The organism is Campylobacter concisus, assembly GCF_002913865.1.
Taxonomy (GTDB): Bacteria; Campylobacterota; Campylobacteria; order Campylobacterales; family Campylobacteraceae; genus Campylobacter_A; species Campylobacter_A concisus_AM.
The window spans coordinates 11,223-27,044 of the sequence record NZ_POYX01000076.1; the positions used below are offsets into that span (position 1 = coordinate 11,223).

General features: G+C 40.7%; 15 protein-coding genes. 8 read left to right on the plus strand and 7 right to left on the minus strand.

Going from position 1 to position 15,822, the window contains the following annotated elements:
• Nucleotides 1-8: 8 nt before the first annotated feature.
• Genes CYP77_RS05015 through murJ form a run of 3 tightly spaced genes read right to left on the minus strand, consistent with a single transcriptional unit; the run spans nt 9 to nt 4,507 of the window.
• The gene (locus tag CYP77_RS05015; RefSeq protein WP_103565679.1) at nt 9-1,733 is read right to left on the minus strand and encodes an ABC transporter ATP-binding protein; all 1,725 of its coding nucleotides are present in this window, start codon (nt 1,731-1,733) and stop codon (nt 9-11) included.
• Nucleotides 1,726-3,120: a cysteine--tRNA ligase gene (gene cysS, locus CYP77_RS05020; RefSeq protein ID WP_103565677.1), complete on the minus strand. Its 1,395-nt coding sequence runs from the start codon at nt 3,118-3,120 to the stop codon at nt 1,726-1,728. Before cysS ends, CYP77_RS05015 begins: the two co-directional genes overlap by 8 nt.
• Nucleotides 3,107-4,507: a murein biosynthesis integral membrane protein MurJ gene (murJ, locus tag CYP77_RS05025; protein ID WP_103565675.1), complete on the minus strand. Its 1,401-nt coding sequence runs from the start codon at nt 4,505-4,507 to the stop codon at nt 3,107-3,109. Before murJ ends, cysS begins: the two co-directional genes overlap by 14 nt.
• A 122-nt stretch (nt 4,508-4,629) precedes the next feature.
• On the opposite strand from murJ, the gene CYP77_RS05030 reads away from it, so the two are divergent.
• The 7 genes from CYP77_RS05030 (at nt 4,630) to CYP77_RS05060 (ending at nt 11,102) form a co-directional block, all read left to right on the plus strand.
• A complete protein-coding gene (locus CYP77_RS05030) occupies nt 4,630-6,561 on the plus strand; it encodes a flagellar assembly protein A (protein WP_103565673.1) in 1,932 nt (643 codons plus the stop codon).
• Nucleotides 6,561-7,115 carry a Holliday junction branch migration protein RuvA gene (gene ruvA, locus CYP77_RS05035; protein ID WP_021085097.1) on the plus strand — a complete coding sequence of 185 codons (555 nt, stop codon included), beginning with the start codon at nt 6,561-6,563 and terminating at the stop codon, nt 7,113-7,115. Before CYP77_RS05030 ends, ruvA begins: the two co-directional genes overlap by 1 nt.
• Before the next feature lie 11 nt (nt 7,116-7,126).
• A complete protein-coding gene (locus tag CYP77_RS05040; protein WP_103565671.1) occupies nt 7,127-8,167 on the plus strand; it encodes a D-alanine--D-alanine ligase in 1,041 nt (346 codons plus the stop codon).
• A gap of 62 nt (nt 8,168-8,229) precedes the next feature.
• Nucleotides 8,230-8,460 carry a type II toxin-antitoxin system Phd/YefM family antitoxin gene (locus CYP77_RS05045; RefSeq protein WP_002942153.1) on the plus strand — a complete coding sequence of 77 codons (231 nt, stop codon included), beginning with the start codon at nt 8,230-8,232 and terminating at the stop codon, nt 8,458-8,460.
• Complete coding sequence (locus CYP77_RS05050; protein ID WP_103565669.1) at nt 8,450-9,235, plus strand: alpha/beta fold hydrolase; 786 nt, start codon at nt 8,450-8,452, stop codon at nt 9,233-9,235. Before CYP77_RS05045 ends, CYP77_RS05050 begins: the two co-directional genes overlap by 11 nt.
• Entirely contained in the window at nt 9,232-10,656 is a 1,425-nt protein-coding gene (locus CYP77_RS05055) for a Mur ligase family protein (protein WP_103565667.1), read from the plus strand. Before CYP77_RS05050 ends, CYP77_RS05055 begins: the two co-directional genes overlap by 4 nt.
• A complete protein-coding gene (locus tag CYP77_RS05060; protein ID WP_103565665.1) occupies nt 10,653-11,102 on the plus strand; it encodes a hypothetical protein in 450 nt (149 codons plus the stop codon). Before CYP77_RS05055 ends, CYP77_RS05060 begins: the two co-directional genes overlap by 4 nt.
• A gap of 48 nt (nt 11,103-11,150) precedes the next feature.
• Here the strand turns inward: CYP77_RS05060 and CYP77_RS05065 are convergent, their stop codons facing one another.
• Nucleotides 11,151-11,639 (minus strand): hypothetical protein, encoded by a 489-nt coding sequence (locus tag CYP77_RS05065; protein ID WP_181001408.1) that lies wholly within the window; start codon nt 11,637-11,639, stop codon nt 11,151-11,153.
• A gap of 252 nt (nt 11,640-11,891) precedes the next feature.
• Here CYP77_RS05065 and CYP77_RS09975 point away from each other — a divergent pair, with 252 nt between their 5' ends.
• Nucleotides 11,892-12,227 (plus strand): hypothetical protein, encoded by a 336-nt coding sequence (locus CYP77_RS09975; protein ID WP_141090558.1) that lies wholly within the window; start codon nt 11,892-11,894, stop codon nt 12,225-12,227.
• A gap of 166 nt (nt 12,228-12,393) precedes the next feature.
• Here CYP77_RS09975 and CYP77_RS05075 read toward each other — a convergent pair whose 3' ends face one another.
• The 3 genes from CYP77_RS05075 to pta all read right to left on the minus strand — a co-directional run.
• Nucleotides 12,394-13,455, minus strand: coding sequence for a tyrosine-type recombinase/integrase (locus CYP77_RS05075; RefSeq protein ID WP_103565660.1), 1,062 nt, complete (start codon nt 13,453-13,455; stop codon nt 12,394-12,396).
• A gap of 2 nt (nt 13,456-13,457) precedes the next feature.
• Nucleotides 13,458-14,651 (minus strand): acetate kinase, encoded by a 1,194-nt coding sequence (locus CYP77_RS05080; protein WP_103565657.1) that lies wholly within the window; start codon nt 14,649-14,651, stop codon nt 13,458-13,460.
• Between the two features lies 1 nt (nt 14,652).
• A partial coding sequence (gene pta / locus CYP77_RS05085) for a phosphate acetyltransferase (RefSeq protein ID WP_103599706.1) occupies nt 14,653-15,822 on the minus strand: 1,170 nt, incomplete at its 5' end.

Genomic DNA, 15,822 nt, shown 5'->3' on the forward strand with positions numbered 1-15,822 from the left:
AAATCGCCTTAAACTAAGGCTTTGCCCTTAAGCCTTGCATAAATTTCATTTCTCTTGCTAAGCTCCTCGTCGCTTCCACTATCAATGATCTTGCCATCACTCAAAACTGCGATTTTATCGGCATTTTCAACCGTGCTTAAGCGGTGAGCGATGACGAAGATGATCTTCTTGCTTCTTAGATTATTTATCGCCTTTGTGATCTCTTTTTCGCTCTCGTTATCAAGTGCAGATGTAGCCTCGTCAAAGATTAGGATTTGTGGGTTTTGATAAAGCGCTCTAGCTATGGCGATGCGCTGTCTTTGACCGCCTGAGAGGTTGGTGCCAAATTCATTTAAGATAGTGTTTATGCCGTTATCTAGCTTGCTTACAAACTCATAGGCATTGGCTAGTTTTAGTGCGTTTATCACGGCATCTTCGTTAAATTCTCTGCCGTAAGCTACGTTTTTAGCAACTGTGTCGTTAAAGATATAGACACGCTGGGTTACAAGTCCGATATTTTGGCGAAGTGAGTGAATTTTGATATCTTTTAAATTTATGCCATTTATCAAAATTTCTCCGCCATTTACGTCGTAAAATCTCATAAGCAAATTCATAAGCGAGCTTTTTCCGCCGCCACTTGAGCCAACAAGGGCTATAAATTCTGACTTATTTGCCTCTAAATTTATCCCTTTTAAGACCTCTTTGTCGCCGTAGTTTAGGCGGACATCGCTAAATTTGATCAAATTTATCTCTTCGTTTAGCTCTTTTTGGCCATCTTTTATCTGGCTTACCTTATCCATCAAGAAAAACGTCCTCTCGCTTGCTGCGATGGCATCTTGCATTTTGTTGTAGATATTTACGATGCGTTTTAGCGGGGTGTAGAGCATGAAAAGCGCTGTTAGAAATGAAAAGAATGCGCCCATATTTATATGCCCATCGATGACGTCTTTGCCACCTATTATTATGACTGCTGCCACACCTATTGAGCCTATGGTCTCCATTAGCGGGCTTACTAGCTGCTCGATCTTGACGCTTTTTAAATTTAGCCTAAAAAATTTATTATTTTCATCAACAAAGCGTGAATGCTCGTATTCTTGGGCGTTATTTGCTTTGATTATCTCGATATTTGTAAAAATTTCACTAAGTGCAGAGGTGATGTCAGATGTTTTTTCTTGTGACTGCTTTGAAATTTTCTTCATCCTTTTAGCAAGGCGCGAGATCGGATAGATCGCCACTGGCATGACGACAAGGGCGAAAAACGCCAGCTTTGGACTTTGATAGATGACGACGCAAAGAAGCCCTATAATGGTGACTGACTCTCTTGTTAGCTCAGGTATGATGCTTGATACTATCGATCTTATACGATCGATGTCGTTTGTTGTTCTGCTGATTAGCTCGCCGGTTCTAAATTCATTGAAAAAATCCATATCTAAATTTAAAAGGTTTGCAACCATTTTTTCGCGAAATCTTCTAATCGTATCTTGCCCGATATATGCCGTAAAATAGGCCTGCATGAAGGTTCCGATGTTTTTTATAACGTAGATCGCGATGATGGCGCAAGGCAAGATGTAAAGTAGCTTTTCGTTTTTTTCAACGAAAATTTTATTTAGCACAGGCTCCACAAGATAGGCACTTACCGCCGTTCCGCCACTGGCAAGTCCCATGCCGATGATGGCAAAGATGAAGTGTGGGATATAGTCTTTAAAGTAAGGACCAAAGCGCTTTAGCACATCTTTTAAGCCAAAATTATTCATTATTTCTCTCCCAAACTGCGCCATTTGGCGTATCCATGATAGAGATATTCATTTTTGCTAGCTCATCTCTTATCTCATCAGCTCTTGCGAAATTTCTCTCTTTTTTAGCTGCCGCGCGCTCATCAAGAAGCCTCTTTATCTGCTCTTTTTGCTCGTCACTTACGCCAAACTGAAAATACTCCACATAGTTTGTGACAGCAATGCCTAAAATTTCGCTTATTAACTCTAAATTTGCCACCACTTCGGCCTTATATGCTTTATCTTTTGGGTTGTTATCAAGTCTTTCATTTGCCGTTTTTACAAACTCATCGACGCTTGCAAGCGCTTTTGAAGCGTTTAGATCATCGCTTAGTGCCTCAAGTAGCTCACTTTTAAAGCTCTCACTTGCCATGCCAGCCTGCACGCCATCAACTCTTTTTTTGAGGCGGTAAATTTTATCAAGCCTCTTTTTTGAGGCTACTAGATCTTCATCTGAATAGTTAAAATGAGCCCTATAATGGCTCGTAAGCAAGTAATATCTAAGCACTTCGCCATGAATGTTTTTTAGGGCGTCCTTTACAAAAAAGCTGTTATTTAGGCTTTTGCTCATCTTTTCGTTATTTACTTTTATAAAGCCGTTGTGCATCCAGTATTTGCTCAAATTTTTATGATAGGCACATCTGCACTGGCTTGCCTCATTTTCGTGGTGCGGAAAGAGTAGGTCGATACCGCCAGCGTGGATGTCGATCTCAAATTTATCATTTTCTTTATCGCTTAAAAACTCCCTTATCATCGCCACGCACTCGGTGTGCCAGCCAGGGCGACCTTTGCCAAATGGGCTCTCGTACCATTTCTCGTCAAATTTCCAAAGCACAAAGTCTTTTTCATCTCTTTTCTCGCAAAAACATACTACGCGTGCGATTAGATCGGTGTTGTTATCCTTGCCACTAATGCTAAAATAGCCACTATCCTTGCTAGTGTCAAAGTAAATTCCATCGCTCGTTTTATACGCCACACCTCTATCCATAAGCACCTTGATGTAGCTAATGATCGCCTCCAAGCACTGCGTAGCCTTTGGCTTAAAGTCTGGATCAAGCACGTTTAAAGCGCCCATATCACTCTCATAGTGCGCTATATATTTATTTGTGATCTCCTCTAGGCTTTGGCCAGTCTGCGCCATTTTATTTAAAATTTTATCGTCGATGTCGGTGTAGTTTCTTGCAAATTTGACCTTGTAGCCAAGCGCTTTTAAGACCCTTCTTAAAAGATCAAAGCTAACGGCTGACTTTGCATGCCCCAAATGCGCGTCGTCATAGACCGTTGGGCCGCACAGATAGATGCTTACTTCACCATCTTTAATAGGGCTAAACTCAACCTTTTCTCTTTTAGAAGTATCAAAAATTCGCATTAAATATATCCTTTAAAAATGTTAAACCAAAATAGAGCAAAACCGCCAAAATAGCGATGGCAGCTATAAATTTAGGCTCGATTATAGCTAAAAATCGCTTAGCTCCAAAGGCTCTAATGTATAAAATAAGCTGCAAAAATCCCCCGAGCGAGCTTGCAAATGCAAGGCCAGCAGCTCCAAATTTCTGCATCAAAATGACTGCCAGGATCAAATTTATCACAAGGCAGATGATAGAAATTTTGGCTGCCTCTTTTTGCTTCATATTTGCATAGAGCCAAAGTGAGAAAATTTTAGCCAGTCCAAATGGCGTAAGCCCCACCAAATAGGCACTTAGCACCTTAGCGCACTCAATGGTGTTTGCCCTTACGAAATTTCCCCTTTCAAACAAGAGCCAGATGATAAACTCGCTTAGCACAACACCTGTGATCGTGGCTGCTAGCAAGGCGCAAAGTAGCAGATAAAAGCTCTTTTTCGTCCAGAATAGGGCGTTTGCTTCGTCTTTTTGTTTTAAAAGTCTGGTGATCTTTGGAAAGAGTGCCTGAGAGAGTGCGATCGCGAAGATGGCAAGTGGGAGCTGAAAAATTCTATTTGCATAAAAGAGGTAGCTTATCGAGCCACTTACCAAAAAGCTAGCCAGCCAAGTATCCATAAATGCGCTTATCTGCATCGCACTTGAGCCGAGTAGTCCGTGGTAGAAATTTGTAAAAAAGCCTTTGCTCTGCGCTCTTTTGCCTTTAAAATATCCGCTTAGACCACCCCAGAAAATTTTATTTAAGGCGTTAAATTTCATGGCGATTAGATGTACTAAAACCTGCAAAATGCCGCCTGCAACAACGCCAAAGCTAAGATAAAGTGCGACCACACTCTCGCTCTTGCCACGAGCCAAAAGCAGTGAAGCTATCATGGCTAAATTTAGCAGCGCAGTAGAAAACGCAGTCGTGGCAAAATGCCCTTTATACTGAAGTAGCGCACCCATGAAAGTGACGATATAAACAAGGGCTAGATAGTAGAAATTTATGCGTACAAGTGGCACTGCATCGGTTATGTTTTGCTCGCTCAAGCCGCTTGCGATGATCTTTATAAAGTAGGGCGTAAATAAATTTACAAGAAGCGTCAAAACGCCTATAAAAAGTAGAAATTTGATGAAAATTTCAGCCTGAAAGGTCGCTTTTTTCTTGCTATTTGCAAAATTTGGCAAAAATGCCTGCGTAAAGGCGCCCTCGCCAAAGATGCGGCGAAATAAATTTGGTATCTTAAATGCTATAAAAAAGAGGTCGCTAAATATGCCAGCACCAAGGATAGAAGCCGTTAAAAGATCTCTTATAAGCCCTAAAATCCTTGAAGTCATGATGCCAACTGAGTTTGAAAAAAAGCCTTTTATAAACATCGCCCACCTAGTAAATTTAAAAACGCAATAGTAACAAAAGATGCTTTAAAGCTTACATAACCCAAATTTAATAAAGTTTTAGAGATAATAAGAGCCAAAATTTTATGTGAAATGGATCAAATTTGAGCGAGAACGTGCAAGAAAACGAGAGATTTTTACCGCCAACGCAAATTCAAACTTCAACGCCTTATCTATCGCTTAAAGAGTTAAGCAAACAATACAGCGTGCCGGTAGAATTTATAGATTACAAACTCTCAAATATCTTAACTTACTACAAAAATAAAGACAACGTCGAGCCAGTTTTTGTCCCTGAAGAAAATTTAAGCTTTTTTGATGACAACACATTTTATCTCGACGAGACGCTAGAGATCGAGCAGGTCTATGACGTGGAGTTTTTTGACGTGAGGCTAAATGCCACGCCAAAGCTACCAAAGATCGATATCGGCGTAAATTCAACCATCACAAAGGTCATCGCAAAGGTTAGAGCGAGCAAAGAGTGCGAATACGAGCAGCATTACGAAGATAAGCTTTATGAATACATTGCCAAACAGCTTATGAAGGCTCAAATTTTAATAGGCATAAGGATCGGTAAGCTAAAAGAGGAGCTAAAGCAAATCGCCTCGATAATCCACGTAAAAGGCGAGCTTGACAAGGACTACACGCTAAATTTAACCCAAGGCATCAACCCTAAAAAGGCGATCGACGCAAAGATCATATACTATTATAAAGATAAGCTTGATGGGTTAAAAGACGAAGATAAGGTTGATTACGCTGATAGGGGCTTTGTCTTTGGCGTGGCAAAAGATGAAGTGATAATGGAGGAGAAAAAGTCTCACGAAGGGGCAAATGGACGCGACGTAAGAGGCAAACTTATAGAGGTTGCAAAGCCAAAAGAAGAGAGCGAAAAAGAGATAAGCATAAGCGAAAATATCGAGCGCGTAGAAAATGACGAGAGCATAAAATATATCGCTAAAAAAGCAGGTTACGTGGTCGAGAAAAACGGCTCTTTTGATATCGAAGAGCGCATAGAGATAAATGAAGCAAATTTTAAAACGACTGGCTCGATCCAAGCAGGCACCGACACAAACGTCACATTAGTAGTTCGCGAAACTGATACGATCAAAGACGCCATCGGCACTGGCATCATCGTGGAGGCCGATGAGATCGAGGTAAAAGGAAACGTCGGCGCAAATGCGATGGTCAAGGCAAATGATGTAAATATCGGCGGACAAACTCACCAAAAGGCTAAAATTTACGCCAAACACGCCAAAATTTCTATCCACATCGGCAAGGTTGAGGCTGAAAGCGTCGAGATAGATAGGCTAGAAGGTGGCACTGTCATAGCAAAAAGAGTAAAAATTAATAGCGTAGTTGGTGGCTCTATAACAGCTCAAAACATCCAGATAGACACACTTGGCTCAAACTGCACCATCACAGCCTCGCACCTAATCGACGTTAGATATCTAAGAGGCACTGATAATAAATTTATCATTGACGCCAGCAAGATGCCTGAGAGTGCAGAGGCTACGCAAGATCAGCTAAGCAAGATAGAGAGCACCAAGTCTGAGCTAGCTACGCTTCTAAAAAACATAGAGAGCAAGAAAAATGTCATCAACGAGAACAAAGACTCGATCTACACGATAAAAGCTAAGATTGAGGAGCTCTCAAAGGCAAAGGTGATACCGCCAGTTACATTTATGAAAAAGCTAAAAGAGTATCAAGGGCTCGTTAATGAGTACAACACCTTGCTTAGGATATTTAAAGAGAAAAAAGAGCTTTTGGCTGATCTAAAAGATGAGCTTGAGATCATGCAAAATGGCATATTCTCAGCCAAAGTGATAAACAGAGGCAACTGGATCGAGCTAAATGAGATAAGATTTGTCATCGTCGATCCTCCGCAAAATGTCACCTATATCTCAAAACAAAACGAGACCGCTCACGTCATCACGCTAGATAAATTTGATAACGGCGGCGAGGTCGAGTATAAGATCAAAAAGTCAAACAAACTTGAAGACTACGCGGATATAAATTTCATGGAACAAAAGGTTAAATGATGATAAAAGCAATCGAAGGCGTCGTTACGAAAAAAGAGCCTGCATTTGCCATACTTAAGACAAATAGCGGAGTAAGTTATGGGATTTTCATCTCGCTTTTTTGCTCAGCAAAACTTAGTAAAGGCGAAAAGGTCGAGCTTGCCATAACGCAGATCATAAGAGAGGACGCAAATTTACTCTACGGCTTTTTAGACGCAAACGAGCAAAAGATGTTTGAGATGCTCATCAAGCTAAATGGCATCGGAGCTAGCACAGCAATGGCGGTTTGCTCTAGCCTTAGCTCGCAGGCATTTACAAACGCCATAATAAGTGGCGACGCTGACACTTTTAAAAGCGTGCCAGGTATCGGACCAAAGACAGCTAGGCGAATAATAGCCGAGCTAAGTGACGCAAAACTAATAAGTGACGAGAGCGTGCCAAGCTACCAAAATGAGGCGCTTTTGGCACTTGAGGCACTTGGCTTTAAGCGTGAGAAGATAGTGAAAATTTTGCCTGATTGCAAGAGTGAAAACACGAGCGATCTTATAAAAGAGGCACTTAAAAAACTAGGATAAGGATAAAAAAGATGAATTTAGGCGTGATATTTGGGGCAAAGAGTTTTGAACATGAGATAAGCATAGTAAGCGCAATAGTTTTAAAAAACGTCCTAAAACAGGAGCTAAAATTTATATTTTGCGATGCAAACAGGGACTTTTACCTGATTGAGCAAAAAGATATGAGAGCAAATTTCTTTAGCTCTGGCAAATATAAAAACTCAAAGAAGCTATCTTTGGCAAAGGGCGGCTTTTACGCGCACTCGCTTTTTGGCGCAAACAAAGTTGAATGTGACGTCATTATAAATTTGATCCACGGCATGGACGGCGAAGATGGCAAGATAGCGGCACTTTTTGACTTTTACGAGGTCAAATACATAGGTCCAAGGCTTGAAGCAAGCGCGCTTAGCTACAACAAAGAGCTTACTAAATTTCTAGCGCAAAAGGCTGGTGTAAAGGCGCTTGACTATGAGATGCTAACTCGTCAAAGTGGGCCAAAATTTCACTATCCTATTATATTAAAGCCAGCAAGGCTAGGCAGCAGCATCGGCGTGAGCGTCGTGCATGATGATAGCGAGCTTGCCTACGCAAAAGACGTTGCGTTTGAATTTGACAAAGATGTTTTAGTAGAGCCCTTTATAAAAGGCGTCAAAGAGTATAACCTTGCAGGCTGCAGGATCGATGGAAAGATCAAATTTTCTATCGTCGAAGAGCCAAAAAAGAAAGAATTTCTTGACTACGAGCAAAAATATCTAAGTTTTTCAAATGAAAATAAGGTAAAAGAGGCCGAAATTTCTGAAGAGCTAAAGCAAAAGCTTAAATTTAACTTTTCTAAAATTTATGATTGTGGATTTGACGGAGCGATCATTAGATGCGACTTTTTCGTGATAGATGACGAGGTCTATCTAAACGAGATTAACCCAAACCCAGGCAGCCTTGCAAACTATCTATTTGAGGACTTTGAGAGCACGCTAAACGCCCTTGCAAACTCACTTCCAAAAGAGCGTGAGATAAAGATTGATTATAAATTTATAAACTCTATCACTTCGGTAAAAGGTAGCGGCAAGCTCTAGTATTTAGCGATATATAAAGTAGTTTGTGATATTTTACGTAAAATTTTACATAAAGAGCGACAATGGTAACTTTTACAAAAGATGAAATTTATACAGCAACCGAGGTGGTTAGAAATTTTAGCTCAGTGCTTTCACGTGTGGGAGCTAGCGAGCTAAAGCGCGCTGTCATCGTTAAAAACAATAAATTTGAAGCTGTCCTTTTAAATATGGAGGAGTACGAGCGCCTTTGCGAGGCTGTAAGCGTGCTTGAGAGCATTTACGCTGCTAAAAAGAGAGAAAACGATGGCGAGTAGAGCAGTAAAATACGGCTCAGACGAGTACGAGATCAGCTACGAAGTAGTAAATCCAAAATGCAAAAAAGTAGTGCTTTTCTTGCATGGCTGGGGTGCCAATAAAGAGATAATGAAAAAGGCTTTTGGCTCATATCTAAGCGAGTTTTGCCACGTCTATATCGATATGCCAGGCTTTGGCAAAAGCTCCATTTTTAAGCCTTTAAAAACAAGCGACTACGCAAAAATCGTTGCAAATTTATGCGCTGAGCTTGGCATAAAACCAGACATCATCGCAGGACATAGCTTTGGCGGCAAGGTCGCAACACTCCTAAAACCGCCATATCTAGTGCTTTTAAGCTCGGCTGGTATAGTTGTCAAAAAGCCATTTATCGTGCGAGCAAAGATAGCGATATTTAAAATTTTAAAGATATTTGGCTTTGGTAAATTTTACAAACTCTTTGCTACAAAAGATGTGAGCGGCATGAGCAGAGTGATGTATGAAACCCTAAAAAACGTTGTTGATGAGGATTTTACAAAGCATTTTGCTGACTTTAGCGGCAGGGCATTTATATTTTGGGGAGAAAACGACAAGGCAACGCCTGTAACAAGCGGCGAGAGCATAGATAGACTTATCAAAAATAGCTCATTTTTCCCACTCGGTGGCGATCACTTTTTCTTTTTGCTTCACGCCAAATTTATAAGTGACGAGATAGAAAAAGGGATAAATTTTGAGCTAAATGAAGCAAAAAATGTCGTTTTAGATGATGATGAGAGCGGGATCGAGGAGATAAGATGAGTATATTTTTAAGCATAAGCACAGTTTTATTTATCTTTGCGCTTGCTTTTTATGTGATTACTTGCTTTCAGTGGTTTTCATATAGGCCTGAGCGCGTGCTCTTTCACTTCACAAAGCCCGCTTGGCACGTATTTTTCTTTATAGTGCCTTTGGTGCTGTTTTACACGACTGGCAAGTGGTTTTTTATCTATTTTTACTTTGCGCTTTTGCCAGCTCTTTATCTGTGGCATAAAAAACTTGATAAAAAGCTAGTCTTTACTGGTAGGATCAAGCACTTTTTTGTGATCCTTGCTTGCGCTATCATATTAAACTACGCTTTAAATTTCATCATCCACAAGGCATTTTTGGCTCCTATGCCACTTTTTGTCTTGGTCGTGAGCCTATTTTTTAGTGAAATTTTAGAAAAGATCAAATTTCAAGGCTTTAAAAACAAGGCGCTTAAAAAACTGGGCGCAAACAAAGAGCTAAAGATCATTTTGATCACCGCAAGCTATGGCAAAACGAGCATCAAAAATTTCTTATTTGAAATTTTAAAAGATAGCTTTGCCTGCTATAAAACGCCTCGCAGCGTAAATACAATGGCTGGCATTATTAAAGATATCAACGAAAATTTAAGCGAGCAAACACAAATTTACATCGCTGAAGCAGGTGCTAGGCTAAAGGGCGACATCCTAGAGATCACTAAATTTCTAAATCCGCAAATCGTCATCGTTGGCGAGATCGGCGCGCAACACATTGAGTATTTTAAAACGCTTGATAATATCCGAGCTACTAAGCTTGAAGCACTGCAAAGCGCTCGTTTGCAAAGGGCATTTTTACATAGTTCGACAAATAAAGAGCCAAGCGAAAATATAGAAATTTACGATGAGAGCCTAAAAGATATAAACGCAAATTTAGATGGAATTTCATTTACGCTTGATGGCAAAAGCTACGCTTCGCCGCTTCTTGGTAAATTTAACGCTACAAATTTAGCCGTCTGCATCAAGGTGGCAAGATACCTAAAAATGAGCGATGAGGCGATAAATAGTGCGCTATCTAAGATGAAAAACGTCGAGCACCGCCTAAGCAAGATCGAGGCTGGTGGCAAGCTGATAATCGATGATAGCTTTAATGGAAATTTCTCAGGCATGAGCGCAAGCTACGAGCTTGTAAGCACTTACGCTGGCAGAAAAGTGCTGCTAACGCCTGGTATCGTCGAGAGCGATGCAGAGCAAAATGCAAATTTAGCCAAAGTGATAAATGAAATTTTTGATCTCGTCATCATCACAAGCTCGCTAAACGCCCAAACTCTGCTAAAACATATCGTAAAGCCAAAGATCATCATCCTAAAGGACAAGAACAAAATGCAAGAAATTTTAGCCCAAAACACGCATGCTGGCGATCTTATACTATTTTCAAACGACGCACCGAGTTTTATATGAAAAAGATAGTTTTTTTAGCTTTAATCTTAAGCTTAGCCTCAGGTTTTGACATCGATGACTATGACAGGGGCAATGAGGCACTAAATGTCGGAGACTACGCAACTGCGTATGAAATTTTTTACGATGGTTGCGAACAAAAAGATGTGCTTTCGTGCGAGGCTTTGGGCGATATGTTTGTAAATGAAGAGATAAACGAGCAGATGGATGGAGATCTTAAAAAGCACTCAAATATCGAGCTTGGCGTGAGTTATTTTATGAAAAGCTGCGACCTTGGCTATCAAAACGCCTGCGATGACGTACTAAGCCTAAAGGACGATCTAAATATCACCTTGCCATCTGGCGTATACGAAAATGCCAAGGCTAGGTATGATGAGCTTTTTGAAGAGTTTAAAGAGCAAGAAGCAAATAAAACGGTAGAAGAGCCAAAAGAGAGGGCTAAAAAGTAAAATTTAAAGCTTTTAAATTTGGCTTTGCAATGTTAAATTTAGGCAAGTCTAAATAATGGCTACCTTCAAAACATGCTCTTTTAGCCCACTTGGTATCTCGCTATTTTCAAGCGCCATTAGCTCGCTCGCTCTTAGGACATAAAAGTCTTGCAAGCTTCTATTGGCACTTTTCTCAAGCTTTTTTGCTAGCGTGTCAAAGATATAAAACTCCGCTTCATTACTAGCTAGTAAAAAATCAGCCCCACTATCAAATGCAGCAAAAATTATCTTACTAGCAAGCTTGCAAGCTAGCTCTTCGTTAGCTTTTAAAAGATCATATCCACAAGGCATTTTGGCGTTTAGCTCTATAAAATTTGCCTTGTATGTGCTTAAATTTGCTGGCAGTCTGTCTTTTATGGCTATCTTAAACTCTTTAAATTTACTAAGTTTTTCTATCTTTTCAAGCTCGTTTTCGTGCTTTTGCATAGCTTTTACGCCTAAAATTTCTTTGAAAAATCTAATCGCCTCGCTATAAAATTCGCTACCTTCAAAGAGCAAATCATTAAAATTTAAATTTACAGTCCATGCAAAAATAGCCTCAAAATGCCTAGTATTTTGCTACCTTTACGAAGGTGGCTCATTTAAAAGAGTTGTAAAGACAAGCCACATCTTGCGTTAAAACTACGCACTTTTTATATAAGCAGGGTTAAATTTATACCGCGAGGCAAAGTAGTATTTAGGCTTGCTTTGCCTGTGGGTTTTAAAATTTTTTCTAAATTTTGCTTTCTCACTGCGCTACTGGTTAAAAAGATGGATAATCATCAAATGGTTGCGACAACACCCAAGATACCAACTGTAAAGTTTTTTACTCCGATTGATCTAATGGCATTTTGCAGATATTCGTTTACAACGTTTGTAACTGCGTCAAGTGTCGCACCAGTTATGACTATAAAAAGGACGGCGTGGGCTAGAAAAATGGCTAGTTTTAGTGCTCCAAGCCAAATTTGCCTCGTTATAAAGTTGAAAGTGTATAGGCGGTTGCCTTTGGATTGCTTGGGCTTTAAGCTAAATTTGTCCCGTCATAAAGCGGTTTATGTCAAGCACTCCAAAGACGAAGCTACCCACCCAAAAGACAAATATAGATGACTTTAAATTTAAGATAGCTACCCACTAGCTTAACAAGCCTTTTATCACAAATTTTTTAGCATTTTAGAGAGAAGCAAAGTCCCTTTGGTAGCTTGCTTTGCGGTGGTAAAATGATAAATTTGCGTTTTTCTCGCTATTAATGAATAAATTTTGATCTAAATTTAAGCTAGTTTGCCAGATCCTCAGCCACTTTGGCGGCTAGTTTTAGCTTATCACTATCAAAGTGTGTGTAAATTCGTGAGGTATTTAGGCTTGCATGCCCAAGAGCTTCTTGCACTAGTACAAGGTCTTTTTGCTTTTTATAAAGCATTGTTGCAAAGGTGTGGCGCAGCATGTGAGCACCATTTTTCTCTTTTCTGATACCTGCTTTAAATAAAATTTGCTCCACTATGCGGCTAACATAAGCCTGCGTGAGCCTCGTGCCTTTTTTATTTATAAAAAGATAGCCCTCTTTATTGATGTAGTTTATGGCGATCGCGTTTAGATGAGTTTCTATAAGGTGGCGCTTTATCATTACGATACGGTATTTGTTGCCTTTGCCACGAATTCTAATGATAAAAAGATCGCCGTCCTCTGTGATATCTTTTCTCTTTAAATTTAGTGCCTCGCTCACACGGATACCAGTAAATATAATGACCTTTATGATGAGTTTGTTGCGGTTTGAGTTTTGCTTAAAGTCGCTCTGCTCGATCGCATCAAGAAATTTCTTAACCTCCTCTTCGCCCATAAACTCAGGCAGCTTTTGCCCTTTGTTGCCACTAACGCCGCCCCAGTTTTTTAAATTTATATCAAAAACATGAGCCTTGCCGTCTTCTTCATTTTGCTTGTCTAAAAAGGCAAAGAAATTTATCACTGAAATTCTGTAGTTTTTCTTGCTCGCATCACTTAGTCCGCCAGTTGTGCTTGCTAAAATTTCACTTAGCAACTCTTCATCTATCTGTTTTAGGCTGCTAAGCTCATAAAATTTCATCGTCTCATATATCTTTTTAAGCGGGTTAAAGTAGGTATTTATGCCAGTTAGCCCTGCATTTCTAGCGCTTTTTACCAGCCCATCAAGCTGCTCTATGTTTTTTATCTCGCGGCTTAGGGCAAAATTTACACTTGCAAGCGCCTTTGGATCTCTTAGCTCCTTGTTTGAAAGTGAGCTAAGTTTAAATTTGACATAGCGAGTTAGCCAAAATATAAATGAGTTTTCAAAACTATCTTTGCAGTCAAGCGGGAATTTCATGCTTAAAGCGTTCTCTCTTTTATCACTCTGGCTGTCTCTATGGCGATCTCTAGCTCTTCGTTGGTTGGGATGATGAGCGTTTTTATCTTAGCACCTTCTTCATCTATGCATCTCTCGCCTCGCATGTCTTTGAAATTTAGCTCGTGGTTGATGTGAATGCCAAGATGTTTTAGATCATCACAAATTTTTTGCCTTGTATTTGGCGCATTTTCGCCGATGCCACCAGTAAATATAAGCGCATCAACGCGCCCCAAAATGGCGTAGTATGAGCCGATATACTTTTTCACTCGGTAGCAAAACATATCAAAGGCAAGCTTTGCGCGCTCGTCGTTTTGCATCTTAGCTACGACCTCTCTCATGTCGCTTGAGCCACAAATTCCAAAAAGTCCGCTCTTTTTGTTTAAGAAGTTATCGATCTCGTTCCACTTTAAAACGCCGATATTTAGCAGGTAAATGACTACGGCTGGGTCCATATCGCCGCTTCTTGTGCCCATTATGAGCCCTTCAAGTGGGCTAAGACCCATCGAGGTGTCGATGCTTTTGCCATTTTGCACAGCACAAGCTGAGGCGCCGTTGCCTAAGTGAAGTGAGATAGCGTTAAATTTATCAAACTCTATGCCAAGCATTTTGGCTGCTTGCTTGCAGACATATCTGTGTGATGTGCCATGAAAGCCGTATTTTCTGATGTGATGAGCCTTGCAAACATCGTAGGGTAGGGCATAGCGGTAGGCGTACTCTGGCATACTTTGATGAAAAACTGTATCAAAAACGACTACGTGAGGCACGTTTTTACTCTCTTTCATCGCGTTTTTGATGCCAGCAAGGTGCCCTGGGTTGTGAAGTGGGGCAAGTGGGCTTATCTCCTCGATCTTTTTGATGACGCTCTCATCAACGATCATTGAGCTAAAAAAGCTCTCGCCACCATGAACTATCCTGTGTCCTATGCCGTCAAGCTCGCTTAGATCGTGCAGTGTATGCGATGTGGTAAAGAGTTCGTTCATCGCCTCAAGTCCGTCGTGGTGATCTTTTATGAAGCGTTTTACCTCATAAACTTCGCCATTTGCCTTTAGCACCGCCCTTGAGCTAGAGCTGCCGATTTGCTCGACTAGGCCACTTGCTAGGCTCGTTTTTGTCTGCATATCAAAAAGCTGAAATTTTATCGAGCTGCTACCTGAGTTTAAAACTAAAATTCTCATATCACTCTCCTGCTTGTATCGCGCTTATTAAGATGGTATTTACCACGTCTTCGACGAGGCAGCCGCGGCTTAGGTCATTTACTGGCTTTTTTAGCCCTTGAAGTATCGGCCCCACAGCTAGGGCATTTGCGCTTCGCTGAACTGCCTTGTAGCAGATGTTACCGCAGTTTAAATTTGGAAATATAAATACATTTGCCTGCCCAGCGACATCAGAATTTGGCATCTTTTTACTAGCCACGCTTAGATCAACCGCCGCGTCAAACTGAATTGGCGCTGCGATCTTTAAATTCTCATCAAGCTCGCTCGCCTTTTTGGCAGCCTCTTTTACAAACTCCACGTCAGCCCCGCTGCCACTATCAGCTGTTGAGTAGCTTAGCATAGCGATCTTTGGGCTAAGCCCAAAAGCACTTGCTGTTTGAGCGCTGCTTAGCGTGATGCTAGCTAGTTCATCGCTGCTTGGATTTGGCGTGACGGCGCAGTCTGCAAAGAGTAAAATTTCTTCTTCAAGCGCCATGAAAAATGCCCCGCTTACCACGCTTACATTTGGCTTTGTTTTTATGATCTGAAGGGCTGGGCGGATAGTATCAGCCGTGCTCATCGTAGCGCCACTTACAAGTGCGTCTGCTATGCCTTCATGTATTAGCATCGTGGCAAAGTAAATTTTATCTTTTGCAAGCGCGTTTGCCTTGGCTTCATCGACGCCTTTATGTTTTCTTAGCTCATAAATTTTCTTTGCAAACTCTTCGCTCAGCTCGTTTTGTACTGGGTTTAGCACCTTTGCTTTGCTTAAATTTAGCCCCAAAGTGGCTGCTTTTTTTGAAATTTCGCTCTCAAGCCCTAGCAAGATGATATTTGTCGCACCTTTTTCTAGCACGATGTGGGCCGCTTTTAAAATTCTCTCGTCATCACTCTCTGGCAAAACGACCGTTTTGTTTGCCGCTTTGGCTCTTTTTAGAAGCAAGCTTTGAAATTTAAATGGCGTAATGATCTCGTGCTCATAGCTTAAAATTTCATCAAATTTATCAGTTATTAGAAGCTTTGAGTTTAAATTTAACGCCCTTAGCTCGCTTGCATTTTCGTCAAAAACAGGAGCGTTTAAATTTCTAGCTAGCTTTAAATTTAGCTCGCTCTTGCCAAATATGCTAAAGCCCTCACAGCCAACGACTACGAC